Here is a 21,101-nt window from a genome sequence, read left to right on the forward strand (position 1 = left end):
GGCGAGCAGGGTTCTACCTCGATCGTTGGTCAATCGGATTGCCGCCCTCCCATATCGGCGCCCGTAGGGCGGCACCACATAAAAGGGGCAGGAAAGCCTGCGAATAGCATCTGCTGGCATCGTACCGGATTTGTTCGCCCTTAGCGTGCAGATACGTCACTTTCGTGTAGTCACCCCTACTTCGACCGGTCGGTGTTTACGACGATGTTCTCGCTGATGTTTGCATCCTATTCGCTCGGAGCCACCGGAGGGCCAATCGTCTTTGCCGCACTAGCGAGCAGGACCGGCAACTACGATCTGGCCCTAACCATGTGCTGGTCGTCGATCGCGGTGCTGATGATCGCCATCCTCTTTCTGCCTCGCTACAACTCCGCGCAACGGGCAGTGTGAGCCTACCGCGCCGGCAGGACGGATCGGCAAGGGCGCGCGCACCCCACATTCGCGGGGACAGGAGCCCTGCCCCCGCGAAGCGCGCAACACCCCACGGCAGTCGTCAGATTCGGAATTCGGAGAACGTTTCCGGTGCGAACATGTCCTCGACCGTCAACTGCCGGGGCGAAAGACCCTGCTCATGGTGGTAGCGCGTGAACGTCTCTATGACGTGCCGATTGCGATCGATGCCGTAGGGCCACCATTCCTTGCCCATGGTTGCGATCGTGTCCTCGACCGCAGCGATCTGCCAGGGCAGCATTGTCTTGAGTGACGCCGAGACCATCAGTTGTTCGTAGACAAGCTTCTGGGCCTCGACAAACGCCTTGTACAGCGCTTGGGCGACCCAGCGGTTCTTCTCGTAGACATCGCGGCGGATCGCGACGACATGCATGATCGGGAATATTCCTGTCTTGGCGAAATAGGCCTTCTCGACCGAGACGAAGTCAGGAAACAGGCGCCGGACTTTTTCGGGTTCGGAATAGAAGGTCGAAGGCGCGCGAGGCGCATAGACCGCGTCAAGCTCGCCATCGGCGATCATTCGCGAAATGGTCTGCTCAGGTCCGATCGGAATGACCTTGAACTTCTCGGGGAGATTGATCTTGAGCTTTTCCTCTCGGCCCGGTTCCTCTTCCCCGCCGAAGAAATAGGTCACCGAGGACGGATCGACGCCGTATTCATCCTGCAGGATACCGCGGATCCACACCGGCGCGGTAAGCTGATACTCCGGCACGCCGATCCGCTTGCCGACAAGATCCGAAGGCTTTTCGATCCCGCTTTTCGCCGAAACGAAGATGCCCGCATGCCGGAAGAAGCGCGAAGGGAACACCGGGATGGCGATGAAACCCGGATCCTCGCGGCCCAGCGTGACGCAATAGGACGACATCGACATTTCGGCCACATCGAACTCGCGGTTGCGGATCATGCGGAAGAACGTCTCTTCGACATCCAGAACTTGGAAATTGAGATCGATCCCGTCGGGCCGAACCTGGCCGGTCTGGAGTGCTTCGGTCCGGTCATATCCCCAGCAGGCGAAAGATAGATTGAGACGGCTCATTGGATGGTGTTTCCTTATGACTCTTGAATGATGGTCTGGGGCTTGACGTCGGCCGCGATGCGGCTGGATTCCAGCAGTGCGGCGCAGCAGGCCATGGTTTCGAGACCCCACCAGCCATCGTGGACTGGTGGCCTCGCGCCGAGAATCGAGGCGGCGAAGTCCTCGATCACATTTGCTCGGGAAAGCGTCGGCGGGGCGATCGGAATGGTTTCGCGCCGTTCATCACCGAAGACCTCGATCGCGGTCGGCAGTAGCTTGAGGTCGGCCCGCTCACAGCTCACGAGGACGAATCCAAAATGTTCGTGGTGGGGCGCGCCGGCCGGATCGCCCGCCGAGGCCGATCCAAACGTCCGGGCCAGCTTCGCATCGATCTCGTCCTGCTGCGAAAGCTGGTTCAGAGCTTTCCGGGCCTCTCCATAGCGCGCGGGATCCTTCGGACGGCCCAGCTCCGAAATCCAGCCGAGCAGCTCGTCGCTGTCATAGTGGGCATAGCCGCTGTACGTGAGCGTGGCCGCGGCGCCGGATGCAAACGTCATCAGCGCTGAGTATGCCCCTTCGCTCGGCCGCGATGCATCCCAGTTGGCCGCGACCGCGCGAACCGATTCCACCGGCTGGCGCACGATGCGCCGCACCACATCGATCTGGTGCGCCGCCTGACTGTAGACCACGCCGCCGCCGCGCTCGCTGTCCAGTTCCTCGGGCCGTCGCGGACGATACATGAAATCGGTGTAGTTGAAGGCGTTGACCAGACGCACCTTGCCATAGCGCCCCGATGCCACGAGTTCCGCCGCTACGCGGACCGGCTCGTCGAAGGCGTGGCTCGGGCCGACCATGAGTACCTTGCCCGCTTTCTCCGCCGCCCTCGCCATCGCCGCGCAATCGCCGACCGAAGTCGCCATCGGCTTCTCGACCAGCACATGCTTGCCCGCCTCGAGCGCGGCAATGGCCTGAGCGGCGTGCAACTCGTGCGGTGTGGCGATGTAGAGGGCATCCACGCTAGAATCTGCCAGCAACGCCTCATACGTGCGGTGCCCCGTCGCTTCAAACTGCGACTCGAACCGGACGAGGGCCTCATCGCGCAGGTCGTGGGCCGCGCTCAGCTGCACCGCAGGATGGGCACGAAGGGCAGGCAAGGTCAACATGAAACCTCGTCCGAGACCCACGATTCCGAGGCGTATGTGTTTCAACGCTAACCTTTCGCACAATTGGGGAACTGAAATGGGCGGCCCCGCTTGAATTCCCGATAGTTCTATATAGAAGCATATGCAAGCTACTCAGAGTGCGGACATGCACCGCCGGCAAGCCAAATTTGACCGGCGGCGGCGAAGCCAATCTCCATGCATGCAATGAAACAAGGGAAACACGATGCGCAGAGTATTCGAAACGAAGCAACCGGAGGATCGGGCCAATGTCCAAGCCTGAAACGGTTGCCGGACTTGGTCGCCAGGAACTCGCGAGCTTCGTGTCTGCCGTGCTTGCCGAGGATCTGGGCACCGGCGGCGACGTTACCACCAATCTGACGATTGGAGATGGCCTTCGCCTCAGCGCAGTCATCGCTACCCGACAGGATATCGTGGTGGCGGGCCTGGAGCTGGGAGTCGCATTTTTCCGCCAGCTGGATCCTGGCATCAAGATCGAACTTCTGAAGAGCGACGGCGAACGCGCCGCACGGGGAGACGTGTTGATGCGCCTGGAGGGCAATGGTCGCGCCATGCTTTCGGCCGAACGATCGGCGCTCAACAGCCTGCAGCACCTGTCAGGCATAGCCACGCTCACCCACGAATATGCGGACAAGATCGCCGGAACCGGATGCACCTTGCTCGACACCCGCAAGACGATTCCCGGCCTCAGGGTCATCGAGAAATATGCAGCCCGCATGGGCGGTGCCACCAATCACCGCATGCGGCTCGATGATGGAGTCCTGATCAAGGACAATCATATCGCGCTGTGCGGTGGTGTCGAACGGGCAGTTGGCCTCGCCAAGGCATCCGAACTCGAAATCCAGGTCGAGGTCGACCTGCTGGAGCAGATCGAACCTGCACTGGCGGCGGGGGCGGAGCGGCTGCTGTGCGACAACATGTCTGCCGCGATGCTGCGCGAAGCCGTGAAGATCGTCGGCGGCAGGGTTCCGATCGAAGCTTCCGGCGGCGTCAGGCTCGACACCATCCGGGACATCGCGGAGACCGGCGTGGACTTCGTCTCGGTCGGGCGGATCACGCAGAGCGCCCCCGCCGCCGACATCGGGCTGGACTACAGCCCGGCCTGATCGATCCCGGAGAGGATCGACCCACCCCATAGAAAAGTCATTAGGGAGAAACACAATGACACCTGAACAGAATGACCTGCTTTGCCGCGTGGAAGGCAATGCCCCGATGGGCCGCCTGATGCGCCAGCATTGGCTTCCGGCCTGCATGATCGAGGAAGTCGCCGAACCCGACGGCACTCCACTGCGCGTTCGCTTGCTCGGCGAAAACATGGTGGTGTTCCGGGACAGCGAAGGCAGGATCGGCGCACTCGACGAACTTTGCCCGCATCGCCGCGCCTCGCTGGCCTTTGGCCGCAACGAAGAATGCGGATTGCGCTGTCTCTACCATGGCTGGAAGTTCGACGTGAACGGCAACGCCCTCGACATGTCCTCCGAGCCCGCCGACGCCAAGCTGCGCGAGACGATGAAGACCAAGGCCTATCCGGTTCGTGAAGCGGGGGGATTTGTCTGGGTCTGGATGGGTGATACCGACAATGTGCTGCCTTTCGATCCGCCCAACTGGACTGCCGCTCCGGCAGACAAGATCAGCATCGTGAAGATGCATGGAGCCTGCAACTGGGCTCAGATACTTGAAGGATCGATCGATTCTGCGCACAGTTCGAGCCTGCATTCCACCAACATGCCCACGGCAACCGAAGTGAGCGGATCGACCGCGACCGACAGCGCCTGGCTGCGCCCATCGGCCGACAAGGCGCCACGTATCGAGGTTCAGAAGACCCCGTTCGGCTTCCGTTATGTTGCGATCCGCAAGCCGATCGTCGAACCCGACAAGCAGGACTATGTGCGCATGACCCTGTTTGTCGCCCCTTTCACGGTCCACATTCCATCGAACGACCAATACCACCTGAGCCAGATGCTTGTGCCGGTCGATGACGAGAACACCATGTTCTACTGGATTGCCTGGCACCCCGAGAAAGGGATTTCGCAGGATGCCTGGCGGAAGTTCTGCGGTGCCGAACTCGGCCAGGATGTCGAGCCGGTCACGTTCAAGAAGATCCGTAACGCCGAAAACAATTACCTGCAGGATCGCGCCGCGATGAAAGCCGGGGACTTCACCGGCATCTACGGCATCCCGGCGCAGGACATGGCCATGTGGGAATCGATGGGACCGATCGCGGACCGCAGCGAGGATCGCCTCGGATCGAGCGACAAGGCTATCTTCACGTTCCGGACGCTGATGTATCGTGCGGCCCAAGCCGTGGAACGCGGCGAGCCCGCGATCGGGACAGGGGAGTCGCGCATTCCCCATGCCAAGCTGATGTCCTTTGAGGGCATGGTGCCCAAGGGCGACGACTGGCGCCTTCTCAATGTCTCCGATGAGGAACGCCGACTTTCGAGCGCGGCGGAGGACAAGGGAGATCTTGTCGAAGATCTGGCCGGCTGAGGCGCGGCAAAGTGGTCACGCCCCACTTCGCTTGCGCGTAGAAAATTGATAGTGCGGCCGTGTTCGACATTTTTTTCGTACACGGTCACGCACCCGGTGCGGCCGTCATCTTGAGATCTGGGAGAATCCGCGTTGCCGATCCCGCGACCGCAAACGCTCCAGCCCGAAGAGAGTCTTGGCTACCAGGTCCGGCGCTGTCACCGCAGGTTTGACAGGTTGCTCAATTCGGTCTTGGCGCGCGAGGGGCTGAAGGCAGGGTATTGGTATTATCTGCGAGCCTTGTGGTTAGAGGACGGTCTGACTCAAAAACAACTCAGCGATCGGACAAATGTCGCTGAAAACACAACCGTTGTAATGATCAACGGCATGGTTGCGGATGGTCTGGTCGAGCGCAGGCAACAGCTTGGCGACCGGCGCAAACAGAACATCGTGCTGACAGAGCCCGGTCGCGAGCTCGAAACCAGGCTGATGCATCATGCCACCAGCATCAATGGCTTGGCGTCAGCCGATATTCCGGCAGATGAAGTGGCAATCTGCCTATCGGTACTCGCAAGAGTTTCGAGAAACCTGGCTGCCGAACTCCGATTGCGGACCGAAGCAGTCGCTTGCGACGATTGATGAGATGAGCAGTCTGATGCGGTGGACAGCCAAATAGTCGGTGGAAGGCTCAGTATTCTTTGGTCGTTCGGAGTCAAGCCAGACCTTACCATGTAGGAATGACAACGAGCGCGAACCAAGCCGAATTTCGTCTGGCAATGCGGCGGCTAGCCGCAACTGTGACCGTCCTGACGCTGGAGCTTGAAGGTCAACCATTCGGAATGGTTGCAACCGCGGTTTGCTCGCTGGCGCTTGAACCGCCAAGCATTCTGGCGTGCATCAACAAGTCCGCTTTCCTGCATGATGAGTTTGCCGGATGCACAAGGTTCGGGCTGAACATATTAGAGCGGTTTCCACTCATTCCGGTTCATACCCGCACGAGCTGAAGTAGTTTGCGCATTCGGCGGGTTGGAAGATGTCGACGAGCCTGCCGATCAGCCCCCACAGCCCGCTGACGGTTCGTTCGCCCGCCTTGCGCAGCATGGCTTTCAGGCGAGAGAATGCTTTTTCTATAGGATTGAAGTCGGGGCTGTAGGGCGGGAGGAAGCGCAGGGTTGCTCCCGCCGCTTCGATCCGTTCTTTCACGGCGGCCCGCTTGTGGCTTGAAAGGTTGTCCATGATGACGACGTCGCCGGGCCGCAACTCTGGCACCAAAACCTGCGCCACATAGGCTTCGAACCAGTCGCCGTTGATCGGACCATCGAGCACCATCGGCGCGACCATGCCGGTCATTCGCAGGCCGGCCACCAGCGTGGTGGTCTTGCGATGACCATGCGGGTAGCCCATCCGCAGCCGCTCACCCTTGGCGCAACGGCCGTGGCTGCGGGTCATGTTGGTGGCGGTCCAGGTCTCGTCGATGAAAACGAGGCGTTCGGGTTCGAGGTCGATCTGTCCGTCGAACCAGCGCTGGCGTTGCCTCAGGACGTCGGGACGATCTTGCTCGATCGCGTGCCCGGTCTTTTTTTGCGCGTGATCCCGTGACGGACGAAAAAGCGATGCACGGTGCCGATCCCAACCAAGGTGCCGCGCTCGATCAGCCGCGCCTGAACCTCGACCAGGGTCATGTCGCCCTGCTCGGCGATCAGTTCCCGAATGAAGTCACCGTGCGCTTCGATCCTGCCCGAATGACGGTCGCCACCTGTGAGCGGACGGAATTGACTGCAACGAGCCGATTTTGAAGCGCCCCAAGGACCGACAAAATTACCTGCAGTGGCCACGGCTACATTTCCGTTCGGCTTCACTTGTCACCTTCTCACCTTCCCCAGCATAGCCGCTGCGGCATTCGAGGCAGGGGCGAGCTTGCGTCCATAGCGCAGCGCGGTCGATGTCGATGTCCAGCGCAGCGCCTGGGCAACAGGGCCTGCATCGGCCCCGCTGGCAAATAGATCCTGTGTCAGCCCGACCCTCAACGAATGCGTACTGAGCGCAGCTATAGCGCGATCGAGCTTCTTGCCCATCAGCGTCACCAGACCCGCATCGGCTGCGGCGCGGGCGCGGCGCTTGATAATATGCCGCACAGCAGTGGGCGTGAGCGCTGCCGACCCGATCGCATAGGTGACTCCGGGATCGCGTGCTTGCACGGCGGCCATTCGCTCCCGGTCCACCTTCGCATTAGGCGCAAGATCGGCCATGGTCAGCGCCCGGCGCGCGAGAACTACTTTGCGTCGCCGCACGGCGATCCGGCAAAACAGCGGGCCTGCGCTAATTGCGCTCACATCGCGCCATAACGCAATCCGCCGCATGGTGTCTGGCGAGACCCAGACATAGCTCCCCTCCCCCAGCTGGTCGGTTTTGGATCGCTCGATATGAAGCAGGCCCGAGCCATCGTCCTGAAGCTGGACACTTTCGCAAGTAGCCGCGACCAGCTCGGACACCCTGAGCCCGGCATCATAGCCAAGCGACAGCAACGCCGCATCGCGCAAGCCCGGCGGATCGCCGCCACAGGCATCGAGCAGCGCGGTGAGAGTCAAGCCTTTGGCTGGCTCGCGGCCGATCTCGGCGCCGAACCGCAAGGGGCCCGCCTGGCGCTGCGCCACGCCCTGTCGCTTGCGCATGCCGCGCAAGGCATCGCGCACCAGCGGTGCCGCAGTCGCCGATGGCAGATCGAGGATACGGTGCACCGCGCCCAGCGAGGCAACTTTGCGCGAAATCGTTGCAGGACTTTGCCGCCTGGCCTCGAGATGGCCGATGTACCCGGTCAAGCGCTCGGGCGAAGCCGGGAGTCCTGGCCGAGGATGATCGAGGCAAAACCCGCTGTAGCATTCAAGATCGGCAGCCAAAGCGCGCAGTGTCGCGCTGCTGCGTGCGGCGAGCGCGGTGGTGAAGTTAAGCTCGGCGACCTGGGTCCCCTCCCCCAGCAAGGATCCGAGGACCGCGACAAGGCGTTCTTTGTGCGTCGGCTTCGTTGACCGGCGGCGTTGCGGCAGAATGCCTTCGCCCGAGGCGAGCACCGTGACAATTTCGGCGCTCGCCGCTGGAACAATAGCGGTGGGGAGTGTTTTGACTTTCCTTGGCGACGCTGCGCGGCTCATTTCCCGGGAATAGCCGCGCAAATTGGCAATGTCACTACCGATAAGATACCATTAGCGATAGTGTGGTGATTTCAAGGCGCAGGTACTTGTAAAGCTATTTCGTATTAGCTATACTATATTCTTAGAGAATTGATTTTCCACCATTTTTGGAAAGCGAAGCCGCACTGCCCTACCTCGGCACCCTCGTGGCCGAAGCCCTGCTCGCGCTTGGCCGCCTGGACGGCGGCCTGAGAGGAAGCGCCCCCGCAACTTTGCGGTTGCTAGCGATCCGGCAACTGCGCAGCCTGCTCATCGCCGCGCTGCGCCAGGTGTGACGCGCCATAATTGACGTCATTGGGCCAACTCGTTGACCAGCAACTGTGACAAAATTCATGGCAACGCGCTGTCTCCGTTTACATGACGCTCGATTGAATTACCTTCCCGGCCATGTCCGCGATCCCTTCCTGGCGTGCCGGCTTCGAGTTGGAAGTCATCCTTGGCGACCTTGGTAAGCCCCGTTTCGAGCGAGAGCTGCGCGATGGAGAGGCAATGGACGAGGCATCGCCGGGCTTCTGCCGAGCCTTCGCATCGAAATTGCGTGAGCGGACAGGTCGGGCGTGGTCCGCCCCTTCTCGGCCACCGCAGCGCCCCGGCTTTTATGTCGTCCCGGAATATGGGCTGGACCCACTCAATTGGCCGGACGACCGCCTAGCGGGCGTGGAACTGCTAACCCCTCCCCTGCCCCTCGACGAGGCCGAGATGGTCCGAACCGAGCTTTCCGAGGCGATCTACGAGATCGACGGCGATTTCAACTTCTTCGCCAGTGACCATACCGCCAGTTGCGGTTGGCACATCAACATCGATGGCGGCGATGGCTACCGGCTCGATCCGGAGCGCTTCATCCTCGGCGTGGATGAACTACTGCTGCTGGCGAACAACGATCGGCTGTTCAGCCGCTACACGGCCTTGCAGCGCCATGCCGTCGGCGTGCCCTTGCTGCGGCATCTGGCGCATGATCCGACCGGCAAATTCCTGCTCGGATCCGCCCTCGGCAACCTGCTCGATGACCGCGCTGGGCGCGACAAGGGATACGCGGCAAACTTCGCCAAGCTGCTCAAGGGCTATGTCGAGCTGCGTCATTTCAGCGCGGAGTCGTTCTTCAACGGCCCACACCTTACCGAGCAACTCGAGCGGATCCCCGCGGCCTTCGAAGTCTGGCCCGCACATAGCCATCCCTTCGAGCAGGCCTTTCGCCGCAAATTTCTGCTGCTCTCGCGCTGGCTTGAGCGCGCTCGCAGTAAACTGAACTGGAATCTGACCCAAGGACTGGTCGCCGCCGAGGGTCGGGTCCAATTCGCCGGGGAGCCGATCGGCCATGTGATGGCCAATGGGCTGGTCGAGCTTAATCTGTTCGGGCATGGCGAGTACGAGTATGTCGCCACCATTCGCGACATTGCCCTCTCCGATATTCCCGAAGCGGTAGCCTTGCTCGCGCTCGATCTTGCCGAACTTTACAATCTTGGCATTCGGCAGCGTGCCAGCAGCAACACATCCTTCCAGCGCGCCGTGCTCCAGCTCGCGGCACATCTGCGGAAAGACCCCGGTCTTTCCAGTTCGGCGCAGCTTGACGAGCTTGCGCATGCCGAGAAGCTGCGGCGCGAGATGCACCCGCAATTCTACATGACCGCCGGGACATAACCTCATAATATATCCTGGTTGGCGGGCGGGCTACGCAGGCGTCTGGCTGCCACCGCCGCGCAAGCGCCCCAGTACCCGCGCCGCCGCATTGTTGCCCACGGCCAGTTCGCGCGCATAGCGTAAAGCTGTCGTCGGCGACGACCACCGCAGCGCAAGCGCAATTCCCGCGCCGTCCTCACCGGCCGCGAACAGATCCTGCGTGAGCCCGACCCTGAACGAGTGCGCGCTCAGGCCGCGAACGGTGTCGCCCTCCATCCCGGGCTCAAGCTCGACCAGGCCCAGATCGACCGCCTCCAGCACCCGGCGGCGCAGGATCGCGACCACACCCTGCCTGGTGAGCGGTTTTGAACCGATGTAGTGCCGCACAAGTCGCTGCCCGGCAGCGTCTGGCGGACTGGTCAGCACATTGATGCGCCGGAACACAGGGCCATGCGCAATCCCGCTCGCGAGCAACCAGGCCGACAGACGCACCATGGTATCGGCCGACAGCCAGGCCAGAGCCCCCTCCCCCAACTGGTCAGTCTTGGAATGCGTGATTTCGAGCCGCCCGCTGCCATCGCCAAACTGGGAAAGATCGACCACCGTCGCCCCAACCAGTTCGGACACGCGCAAACCCGCATCATAGGCGAGACTGATCAGCGCCGCGTCACGCAGACCGATGATATCGCTGCCGCACGAAGCCAACAGCGCGTTGACCGTTACCCCCTCGGGCGGCGCCTGACCCTCCTGCATCGCCTCGCCCAACCGGAGCGGCGCGGCCTGCCTTTGCCGTTCGCGCTTCTTGCGCCGGATACCTTTCAGCGTGTCGCGAACCATCCCGGCCTGGGTCGGCAACGGTTCACGTCCGCCAAAACCGAGGATGCGGTGGATCCGCGCGATTGAGGCGATCCGGCGTGCGAGGGTGGCAGGCTTTGCACCGGCACGGATGTCTGATCCCTTGGCCAGCCAATGCAGATAGTGGACCAGGGTTTCGGGCTCGGCGGGGACGGCGGTCGCGACCGGTCGCCGCGCCTTGCACCAGGCGAGGAAGCATTTGAGGTCGGCGGTGATCGCGGCCTTGGTCGCGGGTGCCATCGCCGCGACCGCAGCCTCGAGCGCCAGTGGGCTGGCGGCGCGGGTATCGACCAGCATAGCGTGGCCACCCAGCACCAGTTCCACCGAGGACGGGAACGGGCGATCGGTAGTCATGCGGGGCGATCGTTTCGTGCGCGTTTCACGGGGGCTTCTTGGGCCAAATCCGGCCACTTCGGCAAGTTCGAATTTACCATAACATCCGATTATGGAAATACCGGATATGGAAGGGCCTCCGCCATACGCACTTTAGCTACGTATTAAATTGACAATTGAGGTTCAATTTGCTGTTATTCCGTGCATGTCCGGACATTTTTCGAGTGTCGTCCTGAACGCCTACGGGGCCGCCCGCGAAGGGCTGGCCCGGGCCGAGGAAAGGCTCGCCCTGTTTCCCGAACCGGCGATCCTGATCGCCCATATTCGCAGCGCCGAGCAGGAGGCGCTGGGCTGGCTCGAAGGCGAAAGCTTCATACCAGAACAGCTCGCCATGAACTACGGCTATTCTCCGCGCGCGTGGCGGCGCTGGCCCTTCGCCTTTGTCCAGGCTTTCGAGCGCAAGCCCCCCTGGAGCGCCATTCCTACTGCCGATGCCATCCGGGCGTGGCTCAAGACCGACGACCCGGCGATCGAAGGTTGGCCCTCCCCTGCCCCGCTCGCCATCGCCGACACCCGCCTCGAGGGCTGGGCACGCCAGGCCGCGCGGCTGTCGGCGCTCCCCCGCCTGATCGCCAGCGCCGACCTCGCCGCCTCCTTCGCTCGCGCCGCCCCTCTGCCCCATGGCAGCATCGTGATCGGGGCAATGCTGGCCGACCGGCATGCGATGGCGAAGGGCAAGCTCTCCGCCGGCGGCATTGCCGCGATCGGCCTCAACCAAAACCGCGCCCCCTGGCGGGCGCTGCTGACCGGCGTGACCGACGACGACCTCGACGAACTGACAACCCACGCCCGCGACGAACGCTGCCGGCTCGCCTGGCTCGAAGCGCTTGGCGCGGGCGGCACAGCGGTGGTCCGCCTCGATCAACGGCTGCGCCTGTGGCTGGCCCGGCTCGACACCGCCTGTGCATCGCGGCGCAAGTCGTCGCACCTGCGCCCTCTCGCCCTGCTCGCCGGAGCGGGTCCTTCGCTCACCGTCGCGCGCGCGGCGAAAGCGTTGGGGCTATCTCGGCAGGCGACCACTCGGCTCATCGCCGAGGCGTGCAAGGCGCACCTCCTGCGCGAGATCACCCAAGGCAACGCCTTCCGCCGCTATGTCATCGCCGTGTGATGGGCAAAACTCGTCAAAACAGCAGAAATTCAACTAACTTTCTGACATTACTTATAAAATATGACCTCCCCGGAAATGTGCCGTACAGCGCCAAAATAGGCCCCGGATAGGGGAAGGGTGCAGCGGCGCGCCGAACGCGCTCTACGGGCCCCTCAAGGCGAAATTTGATGATTTGGCACTGCGGGCGACCTTTCACCCTTCGCTTCGAGCCTGGCGACGGCCAATTCGAGTGCGCGGGCTGTCGGAAGAGCAAATCCCCAGCAGGCCGGATCAAATGGTTCGCTGTCCCAGCGCGGCCGTCGCCGCAGTTCCGCCTGTATCGCAAAATCCCTCGCGAGCTGGAGACTGGCGAGCGCTTCTGCACGGCTTTGCCGCTGTCGGCTCTCCGCGCCCAGGGCATGCAGGGCGCGCTGGCGCCAGTCAGGTCCGTCACGGTCGACCCGCGCCAGATAGCTGAACGCGCTCAGCCTCTGCGCTGCCGCCTCAAGGCGACGATACCGTCTGCGTAGACGATGACGATGAACCCGGCGAAGCGCTACTGTGAGCATCGCCCTCGACATCGCCGACTTGGGGAGCGGCATGCGGGGCAGCTCGGCCCCAGGGCACCCGGGCACAGCGAAGGTCGCGGCAAAGCGGCGCGGCAACTCGCGGTCGTGGCAATGAGCGTGGGCCAGCAGCAGCGTGCGCGCAGGCACGACATGGAGACGGTTCGCGCTGAACTCGCGCATGTAGGCATCGAGCCCGGGCGGCGGACGCTCGGCAGCGCCCTGCCCCAGCAGCTTCAGTGCGGCATGACGGTTGCCGAGCAGACGGGGTTCGGCGAAGCCGAGCAGCTCAAGTGCACGCACTGACACCGCAGCAAGGCGGCGCAGTGAAGCAAGATCGATCACCCCGACGGCGCGGCGCGGCACATCGCGCAGATCGACCAGCAAGGCCTGATGCTTGCGGCAGAGCCAGCTTTGCCGAAGCGTCCATTCGCGCAGGATCACCAGCGGCTTGCCTGCCAGGTGGAATTCGAGCCAGCATTTCAGACAGCCATAATGGCGCCCGCGCGGCGGCAACAGATACTCACCGCTAGCCGGAACGAGGGTGGCCTGCACGACGGACACCTCGCACTGCACCGCCCAGGCAATCCGTTCGATTGCCGCACCCGCGTCCGCGCGCGTGCGGGCTACCTGTCCGCCGCCAAGATCGAGGCGGGCAAGCCCCGGCTCCAAGCCAAGAAATTCGAACAAGCCGATGCGCGTCGTATCGTGGCGTGAGACAAGCCGGTCGAGCCACGAATCGAAGAATTCCTCGGGCTGCGGCAGAACCCGGTAGGCCAGCGGAGCCGGATCCCTCTTCCATTCCTCCCGCCTCACCGGTCGATATAGCAGGGAAACAGTCGGGCCGCCTCGTAGACGTCGGAGAATTCGACGTACTCCCGCCCATGCATGTCCCTCGCAACCCGCTGGCTCCAGTGCAGCAGGCGCTTGAAATTGCCTGTCACACCGTGGCTGGTGCGCCAGATGAATTCGGCCATTTCCGGTTCGGCGAAGCGGTCCGGCTCACTCAGGCCAATGCCGCGCGCCAGGACCCGGATCAGCTGCTGCGAAGGCTCCCCCGGTGCCCAGGGCGTCAGGCGCAGGATGATCGAGCGATACGCCAGTTCGGCATCGTCGCTGAAGATGTCGGCGGCGATGTCGAGCCCGGCAACTACCATGTGGACATTGCCCTCGCTCATCAGAAACCTGAACGAATCCAGCGCATCGCGCCGCGCCCGTCCGCTGGCCGTCAGCACCGCATGGACATTGTCTATGGCAACCAGCCTGGTCGCCTGCTCACCCAGCAGTTCGGCTACCTTGAGGTCAGCAATCTGGTGCGTGCGGCGGGTGAGCGGCCAGCCCTGCTTCCACAACAACGCAAGGTTAATCCGCAGCGATGTCGGGTGCGAGGGCACGACCGCACGCAGCATCGGAATGTAGCGCGCATCGCCCCAGTCCGCTGGTTCCGGATAGGCCAACTCAATCCGCCGACCCACTTCCTTCAGGATCGATGTCTTGCCCATCCCCGACTGGCCGACCAGGACAACGCAGGTCGGCCGGTCATCCGGATCCTCGCCGGCCAGCCCCACCAGCGTATTCACATGCACACGTGCCTCGTCGAAATCGATCCAGAAGGCCTGCCGCAGTGCGCCTGCCGACGCTAAGCCTCGCTTATCGGCTTGAGCCATTCCAATTCTCCCAGTTCCTCCAGTGGAAGCCATCTCGCACCGGTTGCAGAAGTGCCTGCTGGCGGCGGCGGTGCGTGCGAAACACCTTCGCGCTCGAGCCGCTTGCGCCCCTGGCGGTGCTGCCGGGTCCGGATCTTCGAGGCCCGCACTTCCTGGCGATTGGCGTAGACGAGCCTTGCAATCTCAGCCTCGCCGCTGCCTTGATGATAGGCCGCCCCGCGGCGGCGATGCGCGGCGGCAGCGGCATCCCACTCCACCTTGGTGACGTGCGGGTACGAACCGACGACACACGCCGCGACAAGGGCATCATCGATCTGCGGATAGACCTCCTGGATCGTGCGTTCATCGACATGGATCATGATCTTGAGCCCAAGCCGGGTCGCAAAGCTCTCGTGCCAGTATCGGCGGTGATCAATCCGGACCCCGCCAGCGGTTATGGTGCGTTCGACCCACGGCAGAAACCGGCGGGTCAACTGCGCGACGTCGATCCCGAGAGGAACGAGAGCGCCATGTTCCGCCGCCCCATCCTGCCACCTCTGCGCGGGCGCGATCCGCCCCAACCCGTCATGCGGGGTGTGATGGTAGCGGCAGATTTCCCGGACGAACCAGCGCTCAAACTCCTCCAGCGTCATGGTGGCGGCCGCTTCGACGTCGTGGCCATCGCGCTTCGTGACGTCGCCCCCGGTTGCGCCCGGTAACAGCAGCATCTTTTCGCACATGGTGCCGATCAGTCGCTCGATGTGGCCCCCGAAATGGGCCGGGCCACGCGGTCGGATGTCCGGATCGATCCCGTAGGCGTGACAGGCGCTTCGGAAGACTTCTGCCCGGTGAGAGCCTGCATGGTCGGCATGCAGCCGCTTGAAGAACCCGTGAATCGGGTAGTCTTCATTCATGCCGAGACCCGCCAGCAACGGCTGCTTGGGGAGCAGCGCGTTGGCTACCGCCCGACCGCAGCGGAAGATCGAGGGATCCCCAAAACTCACATAGAACCCCAGAATGCAGCGGCTCCAGACCTCGATCAGCAGTGTAACCCACGGTCGCCCCAAGGCCTCTCGGCGCACGCTATCGACGAGCATGACGTTGGCCGGCGAGTGGTCCATTTGCACGAGGTCTAGGAACCCGTTGCTTTGGTACTGGCCGGGATGCGGTTCGTATGCCGTCCGCCGCTTCGACCCCATGGTCGAGCGCGCAAGCTGCGGTGAGCTGATATCGCCGATCAGCCGCTCGATGGTCCGAACGCTCGGGACATCTCCACGCTTGAACCGGTAATCGCCGTTGTCCGCGATGAGCAGGCTGCGGATCTGGTTGGCAGCCTCCCGCACGCTGGGGCGCGGACGATGAAGGAAAATCTCCTCGATCTCCTGGTCGATCGCCGTGAAGATTACGGGCGGCGCATGCCTTGTTCCGGGCTTCGGCCCCTTTGGCCGAGGCGCGAGACTCTCCGCGATAGGATGCTCCCGGAACCGGCGGGCAAGTTCGCGAATCCGTCGCTCGCCGAGATCCGTTTCTTCGCTGATTGCGGCCACCGACGCTGCTGCCAGCGGACCCTCCAGCGAAACATGACGCCGGAACACCGCGTACAGATATGCACCGGTTTTCAGCGCCGCTGCGGAAGGCTTGGCGGCTCGGGGTGGTTTTCGTTCGATCACCGGAATACTCCGACCGATCTATGGACCGCTTCAGCGTCGTCTATTTTGACGTAATTGAGAAGCCAAAATACTTCAGTGCCAGGATTTCATGCACTGATTTCGTCACTCTATGATTTTATATCAATAGGTTACGTTGATTGTTTACTTCTTTGTCCCGTGACACCCCTTCATCTCGCCCGAGCTGTCCGAATGCCTTGCGCTGGCCTCACTCCGGCGCCTCTGGCGCGTGCATGTGCGCGATTATCCGTTTGATAATATTGGAATTGAACACAATCCGGGGATCGAGGCCGACGAGCTTATGCGCTCGTGGTATTCCGAAGAACGCCGTCAGTTCTTGTCGTGGATCAGCCGGCGAGGTCACCCTCCCCTCGCCCATGCCGCCAAGCTGGTCATGGCCGCCAAAAGTCACTCCGAAGGATTCAGCGAGACATACAGGCATGCTGATCGCGCGCTCGAACGGCTCGATGCGCTGCTGCCGAGCCGCGATCCGATGGGCACCCTCCTTGACTGGCTGGCGGAACTGCGGACTGAGGAAATCGACTTTCTTGAAGGCGGCAGTGAGATGGTCCAGGTCAGTGGGTTCACGGTCACACGTTCGGCGCCGCGGGGGGCGGCCTGGGCTGCGTCGCTTGCGGCCGCCGTGCGGCCACACTTGCTTGGGCTGGGGTCGGCTCCAATGGCGCTTGCTGGGGTCATGCCGCGGGCTGTGTTTCGTGAACTCCATGAAGAGCCCTTGCCCGTTGTGCTTCGCGCCGCGCTTCAGGTAGCCAGCGAAATGGCTGAGGTAGATTTGCGCTTCCTGCGAAGGGCTGTCGTTCGGGCCGACGAGGTACTTTCTGGGCTGTACGCCTCTTCGACTGCTCCGCAGACCTGGCGAATGATCGTCAGCCTGGGCCCACTTACCCGAGCTGAGCTCGCTCGGGGACTTGGTGTAACGAAGCGCACTGCTTCTCAATCGGTAGCTTCGCTTCAGGAGGCACATATGGCGCTCCTTCGGCAGACCGACGGCGCTATATTGCCGGCCAGTGCTGATCTAAAACGGCGCGAATAGCCTCTTCCGCTTCCTGCCGTGTCGCGCCGCCCTTATTCAGCAACGTAACACGGACGCCCTTACGGTCAGCCCCATCGATCCGAAGCACTGGCTTCCCACTGGCATTGGCCAAGGTTTCAGGCTTTCCTGACTTCTTGGGGGATCCTGACTTCTTGGGGGGGTCTGCCGCGAGAGCGAGCGCCTTGATCACCTCAATCACAGACATCGACTTGCCAGTCTGCTCGCGCTCTGCAGCAAGACGTTCCGCCTCACGGAAGGCGCGCTCCCGTCGATCCTCAGGCTTGAGGAGCGCTTTGAGCGCAATCGCATTGCGAATGCCAAGCTCCTGCGGATTGGCAAATGCCCTGGTCAGCCCATCTGGCAGCCGTGCCAGATCGAGATACCGCGTTAGCCAGCTTTCGGAGACTTTAAGCCTTTCCGCCATCGTCTTCTGCCGACCATCGTAATAGGCCGTCAGGGCGCGCAGATAGTCTTTTGCGCGTTCGAGATCGGTAAGATCATCCCTTGCCCGGTTTTCAATGTCAGCAAGCCTGAAGGCCTCTTCATCGCCCATCTCGCGTACATCGACGAGAAACTTGAAGTCTGGATAGTTGTGCGAGCGCAGCCAGCTGATCGACCAGTGTCGGCGCGCTCCGCAAATGACTTCAAACTCAAACCCGTCATCTCCGGATAGACGACGGACGATCGCGGGTATCTCCTGCCGCCCTTGAGCCTTGATACTCTCAATAAGGTCCGCGCAGCGTTCCTCATTAAGCAGAGCATAGTCGCGGTTATGGCCTGCCCACATCCGACACTTTGCTGGGTCAACAAGCTCATGTGTGCGAGAAACAATCGCTCCCGACGCCAGGTCAGCAAGACGGTTTGAACGCCCCGTAAGCACGTTTGAGGCAATGCTCGATCTGCGAGGGGCAGCAGTATCCTCGGTCAGGTCAATACCTGCCGCCAGATCGGCCGCAAAACCACTGTTCTTCCTACTCATGCAAGCCTCCCATTAGCGGAATTGCACGCGTGCAATTTTCCAGCGGCTCATACCAAAGCCTCCTGACGGAGGCGCTTCTGATGGCTGGGCCACATCGATCGAATATCAACTTCGATTTCCGAATTCACGCCATCAAGATAGTTTAGGCAACGGTTGCGAACCGCCGAACTAGTGGCAGGGCCGTCAAGCTCATAGACTGTCATCAGCCGCGCCGTAGCATTATCAATCTCTGCCGAGTCCTTGAGAGGCGTGCGAACCATCGCATGGCCGAATAGCGTCCGCATCAGCTGCAACAGCTCTTTCTGCATCGATTTGTTTTCATCGGCCTTGGACGCGACAAAGCGGAGGAACTTCAACTCTGGAGCGAGGCCACGGTCTGCCAGCTGCTCAATCGTCTCATCTAGCATCGAGAGAAATGCAGCCGTCGAGGAGAAATCCATAACAGTCGGCGGAACCGGCACGACCAATGCGTTAGCGGCCCGCAGCACGGACAACGAGATCGCTCCGAGGGCAGGCGGCGGATCCATCACCACGACATCGAACCGATCCGATATACTCTCAATTCCCTCCTTCAGGCGGTCAAGAAGCGCGCCGTTCCCCTGTGCCATCCGTGCGGCTAGTTCGTATTCGGAATTGAACAGACGAAGGTTGGCGGGAATGAGCTCCAGACCGTCGAAGTGAGTCTTGCGGAGAGCGTAGTCCAGAGACGATCGCTCCCCCTCACGAAGGAACGGATAGAGGGTATCATCTTCGGTGAGGTCGAGATCGGGCACATACCCGAAAAGGGTCGTCGCCGAGGCTTGGCTGTCGCAATCGACGAGTGCAACACGGTAGCCTCTGATGGCCAGATACTGAGCGAGGTGAACGGCCAAAGTCGACTTACCAACTCCTCCCTTGAAGTTCTGAACGGCCACGACACAGCAGGGATCGTTTGGAGCCCGATAGGGTCTCGTCCCGAAGACGCCGCGCATGTCATTCAGCTGGGCAAGCGTATATCTCTCTCGCCTGTTGTTGTCGGTCCTTGCAGGCTCTGGCAGGCGGCCGTCCTTTTCCGCATCACGGATAGCAGCCGGCGTGCGGCCCACAAGTTCGGCCGCTTTCCCGATTGTAAAGGTTGGCTCGCGCCGGTCATCTGCCCTAGCGCTTCGCGCGGAATCCCGGAGCTTTTCGAGTACCGAGGAGGTTCGACTGGCCAGCGTCGCGACCGAGACCAAACGCTCGGCTTCTTCAATCTGAAGTCCGTTTGACACATGCCTTCCTTTCGCAATTCCGCATGTGCTACACCGAATTGCGCTTTTCGGTCAAGAAAATCGGGAATTTCGAAAGTTGGAGCGCGTTATCGGTGAGAAATCTGGGCCGCCGCGCCCTATCCTGACTCGGTGGGGGCTTCGAAAATTGCACGCGTGCAATTTCTGCCGTTCAGGGTCGGCCCCGGCGATTGAACCACCCCTCACAAAACCCTTTCCAGGCGGCGATCAACTTCGCACCGCGAAGCTTCTCCAAACGCTCGCCCATATGCTCGCGAAAGCCGTTGGCGATCAGATCTACGTCCCAACCACCGCCATGCCTGCGGCCAATCTCAAGGAGGTCGTCATGACCAAAGCGCAGCGTTCCCACTGGAAATGTCACCTCGGATGGCTTCTTGACTGAGACTGCTCCTCGCGGCGCCGGAATAGCCCCCTGCCCCACTGTGACGCTCTCTACAGCCCCTTCACGCCTCGCTTGGCGTCCAGCTGAATGACGATCAAGCTCGTCGACAGTCTCAAGCACTTCCGGCGCGCCTTTGGGCTCGAACCGGAACTCGATCTCCGTGACTGTTCGACCCTGCCTGATTTCCCGCCACTCAACACGGAAGTGAGCTAGCTGGTCAATTTCGGATTTCGCCTTCTCCAGAACTTTGCGCCGAAGTTGAGCGAAGTCTGTGTAAACATCTGGTGGAATACCCAATGCTGCGCGCAGCGCCTGCATGTCTCCCCGCCAAGTTGCTTGTCGACGATGAAGTCGGAGTGCTCCCAGCTCATAAAGCTTCAAGGCATAGTTCGAACGGAAGCCAAGCACCGCTTGCCGATTGAGCACAGCATAGGTTTCTGATGCCTGGATGAGCTTGCGAGCATCAGGAGTGAATTCCCACTCGATCCATCCAGTCTCGCCGCCCTCCTCATCTGTCTCCTCCTTCGACCGCGAGATCAGGGAAAACAGGAGCGTCGCCTTCTTTCCCCGCCAGGATTTGTCGTCGACGGCAAACAGCGTTCGGTGCAGTTCCTGAAGCATCTCGGTAATTCGCTCATTGCCCTTGTGGCCTCGCCGAATGTCCGCCTTACGTATGCGGTGAGGGCGATCCTCCCAGGCGTCACCCCCAGCTGTGAGGATCATGAGAGCAAGTAGTCGCGAAGCTGTCAGACTGAGAGATTCGCCTTTGACAAACTTGATTTCGATGATGCTGCCTGGCTTGGCAAACTCGTCGCCGCCCTTTGCCTTCAACGCGGTAGCAACCCGCATCGCACGGCCAGGGGATCCTTCCTCGGGCTTCTCTTCAGGAGCCTCGGCTATTGGGCTAACATCCGTTTCCATGCCATATTGCGATCAAAGCTTGATTCTTGGTATGCTGATTGCTGCCTGACCTGACCTCATCAGTCAAGTCAGGTCAGGATATAGAGATGGCCGCAGCCCCCAAGAGGTCAGGATTGAGTTGGTCGGATCGCGGGTCTGAATCGCCCAAGAAACCGCGAGTCGCTAGGTTCTCCAGCAGGGCTTAAAATGGCGCTTGATTTTGATGCCTGCGAGACCCAAAAATCCGGCCCAGCGGGCGACCCATCAACATCTAGACGGCTGCCCCCAAAAGGTCAGGAAGGCCCCAGGAGGTCAGGTGAGTTCCCCCGGCAAGTCAGGGTTAAGCCCCCGGCAAGTCAGGGTTAAGCCCCCGGCAAGTCAGGT

The 21,101-nt window shown here is 61.7% G+C and carries 19 protein-coding genes and 1 pseudogene; 9 read left to right on the forward strand and 11 right to left on the reverse strand.

What is annotated here, in order from left to right:
• The first annotated feature begins 216 nt into the window (after positions 1-216).
• Positions 217-390, forward strand: a complete 174-nt coding sequence (locus B9A23_RS22935) for a hypothetical protein (RefSeq protein WP_156452082.1) — start codon at positions 217-219, stop codon at positions 388-390.
• A gap of 103 nt (positions 391-493) precedes the next feature.
• On the opposite strand, the gene B9A23_RS18775 is transcribed toward B9A23_RS22935, so the two are convergent.
• Together B9A23_RS18775 and B9A23_RS18780 are read right to left on the reverse strand one after the other, a co-directional pair.
• Positions 494-1,486: a hypothetical protein gene (locus tag B9A23_RS18775; protein ID WP_062345270.1), complete on the reverse strand. Its 993-nt coding sequence runs from the start codon at positions 1,484-1,486 to the stop codon at positions 494-496.
• Positions 1,487-1,500: 14 nt separating this feature from the next.
• Entirely contained in the window at positions 1,501-2,691 is a 1,191-nt protein-coding gene (locus B9A23_RS18780; protein WP_254895193.1) for a Gfo/Idh/MocA family protein, read from the reverse strand.
• Between the two features lie 203 nt (positions 2,692-2,894).
• On the opposite strand from B9A23_RS18780, the gene nadC reads away from it, so the two are divergent.
• The 4 genes from nadC to B9A23_RS23540 all read left to right on the forward strand — a co-directional run bounded on the left by nadC (position 2,895) and on the right by B9A23_RS23540 (position 6,119).
• Positions 2,895-3,752, forward strand: coding sequence for a carboxylating nicotinate-nucleotide diphosphorylase (nadC, locus tag B9A23_RS18785; RefSeq protein WP_084280701.1), 858 nt, complete (start codon positions 2,895-2,897; stop codon positions 3,750-3,752).
• A 55-nt stretch (positions 3,753-3,807) separates the two neighbouring features.
• Entirely contained in the window at positions 3,808-5,136 is a 1,329-nt protein-coding gene (locus B9A23_RS18790) for a Rieske 2Fe-2S domain-containing protein (RefSeq protein WP_084280703.1), read from the forward strand.
• A gap of 216 nt (positions 5,137-5,352) precedes the next feature.
• Positions 5,353-5,754 (forward strand): MarR family winged helix-turn-helix transcriptional regulator, encoded by a 402-nt coding sequence (locus tag B9A23_RS18795; RefSeq protein WP_230461519.1) that lies wholly within the window; start codon positions 5,353-5,355, stop codon positions 5,752-5,754.
• Between the two features lie 137 nt (positions 5,755-5,891).
• Positions 5,892-6,119, forward strand: coding sequence for a flavin reductase (locus B9A23_RS23540; RefSeq protein ID WP_368655946.1), 228 nt, complete (start codon positions 5,892-5,894; stop codon positions 6,117-6,119).
• Here the strand turns inward: B9A23_RS23540 and B9A23_RS18805 are convergent.
• Positions 6,091-6,872 (reverse strand): annotated as a pseudogene (locus B9A23_RS18805) (IS630 family transposase); the annotation flags it as partial. The gene B9A23_RS23540 and the pseudogene B9A23_RS18805 overlap by 29 nt on opposite strands.
• Positions 6,873-6,977: 105 nt before the next feature.
• Entirely contained in the window at positions 6,978-8,264 is a 1,287-nt protein-coding gene (locus B9A23_RS18810; protein ID WP_062345282.1) for a site-specific integrase, read from the reverse strand.
• A gap of 146 nt (positions 8,265-8,410) precedes the next feature.
• Here B9A23_RS18810 and B9A23_RS22940 point away from each other — a divergent pair, with 146 nt between their 5' ends.
• Positions 8,411-8,578 carry a hypothetical protein gene (locus B9A23_RS22940; protein ID WP_156452083.1) on the forward strand — a complete coding sequence of 56 codons (168 nt, stop codon included), beginning with the start codon at positions 8,411-8,413 and terminating at the stop codon, positions 8,576-8,578.
• 112 nt (positions 8,579-8,690) lie between these two features.
• Positions 8,691-9,941, forward strand: coding sequence for a hypothetical protein (locus tag B9A23_RS18815; protein ID WP_084280705.1), 1,251 nt, complete (start codon positions 8,691-8,693; stop codon positions 9,939-9,941).
• A 30-nt stretch (positions 9,942-9,971) separates the two neighbouring features.
• Here the strand turns inward: B9A23_RS18815 and B9A23_RS18820 are convergent, their stop codons facing one another.
• Entirely contained in the window at positions 9,972-11,129 is a 1,158-nt protein-coding gene (locus tag B9A23_RS18820; protein WP_084280706.1) for a tyrosine-type recombinase/integrase, read from the reverse strand.
• Between the two features lie 184 nt (positions 11,130-11,313).
• Between B9A23_RS18820 and B9A23_RS18825 the strand changes: the two genes are divergently transcribed.
• Entirely contained in the window at positions 11,314-12,276 is a 963-nt protein-coding gene (locus B9A23_RS18825; RefSeq protein ID WP_084280708.1) for a MarR family transcriptional regulator, read from the forward strand.
• A gap of 152 nt (positions 12,277-12,428) precedes the next feature.
• Here the strand turns inward: B9A23_RS18825 and B9A23_RS18830 are convergent, their stop codons facing one another.
• Genes B9A23_RS18830 through B9A23_RS18840 form a run of 3 tightly spaced genes read right to left on the reverse strand, consistent with a single transcriptional unit; the run spans position 12,429 to position 16,137 of the window.
• A complete protein-coding gene (locus tag B9A23_RS18830) occupies positions 12,429-13,637 on the reverse strand; it encodes a hypothetical protein (RefSeq protein WP_084280709.1) in 1,209 nt (402 codons plus the stop codon).
• Positions 13,634-14,488, reverse strand: a complete 855-nt coding sequence (locus tag B9A23_RS18835; RefSeq protein WP_084280711.1) for a TniB family NTP-binding protein — start codon at positions 14,486-14,488, stop codon at positions 13,634-13,636. Before B9A23_RS18835 ends, B9A23_RS18830 begins: the two co-directional genes overlap by 4 nt.
• Entirely contained in the window at positions 14,461-16,137 is a 1,677-nt protein-coding gene (locus B9A23_RS18840) for a Mu transposase C-terminal domain-containing protein (protein WP_254895194.1), read from the reverse strand. Before B9A23_RS18840 ends, B9A23_RS18835 begins: the two co-directional genes overlap by 28 nt.
• A 232-nt stretch (positions 16,138-16,369) precedes the next feature.
• Between B9A23_RS18840 and B9A23_RS18845 the strand changes: the two genes are divergently transcribed.
• A complete protein-coding gene (locus B9A23_RS18845) occupies positions 16,370-17,188 on the forward strand; it encodes a MarR family transcriptional regulator (RefSeq protein ID WP_254895195.1) in 819 nt (272 codons plus the stop codon).
• Here the strand turns inward: B9A23_RS18845 and B9A23_RS18850 are convergent.
• The 3 genes from B9A23_RS18850 to B9A23_RS18860 all read right to left on the reverse strand — a co-directional run bounded on the left by B9A23_RS18850 (position 17,148) and on the right by B9A23_RS18860 (position 20,738).
• On the reverse strand, positions 17,148-18,167 hold the full coding sequence (locus B9A23_RS18850; protein WP_084280714.1) for a ParB/RepB/Spo0J family partition protein: 1,020 nt from the start codon (positions 18,165-18,167) through the stop codon (positions 17,148-17,150). The genes B9A23_RS18845 and B9A23_RS18850 overlap by 41 nt on opposite strands.
• 47 nt (positions 18,168-18,214) lie before the next feature.
• Positions 18,215-19,417, reverse strand: a complete 1,203-nt coding sequence (locus B9A23_RS18855; RefSeq protein ID WP_084280715.1) for an AAA family ATPase — start codon at positions 19,415-19,417, stop codon at positions 18,215-18,217.
• Between the two features lie 169 nt (positions 19,418-19,586).
• The gene (locus tag B9A23_RS18860) at positions 19,587-20,738 is read right to left on the reverse strand and encodes a replication initiation protein (protein WP_176218071.1); all 1,152 of its coding nucleotides are present in this window, start codon (positions 20,736-20,738) and stop codon (positions 19,587-19,589) included.
• Positions 20,739-21,101 lie beyond the last annotated feature (363 nt).

Source organism: Novosphingobium sp. B1, from assembly GCF_900176395.1.
GTDB lineage: Bacteria > Pseudomonadota > Alphaproteobacteria > Sphingomonadales > Sphingomonadaceae > Novosphingobium.

Coding starts and splice junctions, on each gene's coding strand:
- B9A23_RS22935 (WP_156452082.1), top strand. CDS start 217: ATGTTTGCATCCTATTCGCTCGGAGCCACCGGAGGGCCAATCGTCTTT.
- B9A23_RS18775 (WP_062345270.1), bottom strand. CDS start 1,486: ATGAGCCGTCTCAATCTATCTTTCGCCTGCTGGGGATATGACCGGACC.
- nadC (WP_084280701.1), top strand. CDS start 2,895: ATGTCCAAGCCTGAAACGGTTGCCGGACTTGGTCGCCAGGAACTCGCG.
- B9A23_RS18790 (WP_084280703.1), top strand. CDS start 3,808: ATGACACCTGAACAGAATGACCTGCTTTGCCGCGTGGAAGGCAATGCC.
- B9A23_RS23540 (WP_368655946.1), top strand. CDS start 5,892: ATGCGGCGGCTAGCCGCAACTGTGACCGTCCTGACGCTGGAGCTTGAA.
- B9A23_RS18810 (WP_062345282.1), bottom strand. CDS start 8,264: ATGAGCCGCGCAGCGTCGCCAAGGAAAGTCAAAACACTCCCCACCGCT.
- B9A23_RS18815 (WP_084280705.1), top strand. CDS start 8,691: ATGTCCGCGATCCCTTCCTGGCGTGCCGGCTTCGAGTTGGAAGTCATC.
- B9A23_RS18820 (WP_084280706.1), bottom strand. CDS start 11,129: ATGACTACCGATCGCCCGTTCCCGTCCTCGGTGGAACTGGTGCTGGGT.
- B9A23_RS18825 (WP_084280708.1), top strand. CDS start 11,314: ATGTCCGGACATTTTTCGAGTGTCGTCCTGAACGCCTACGGGGCCGCC.
- B9A23_RS18835 (WP_084280711.1), bottom strand. CDS start 14,488: ATGGCTCAAGCCGATAAGCGAGGCTTAGCGTCGGCAGGCGCACTGCGG.
- B9A23_RS18850 (WP_084280714.1), bottom strand. CDS start 18,167: ATGAGTAGGAAGAACAGTGGTTTTGCGGCCGATCTGGCGGCAGGTATT.
- B9A23_RS18860 (WP_176218071.1), bottom strand. CDS start 20,738: ATGGAAACGGATGTTAGCCCAATAGCCGAGGCTCCTGAAGAGAAGCCC.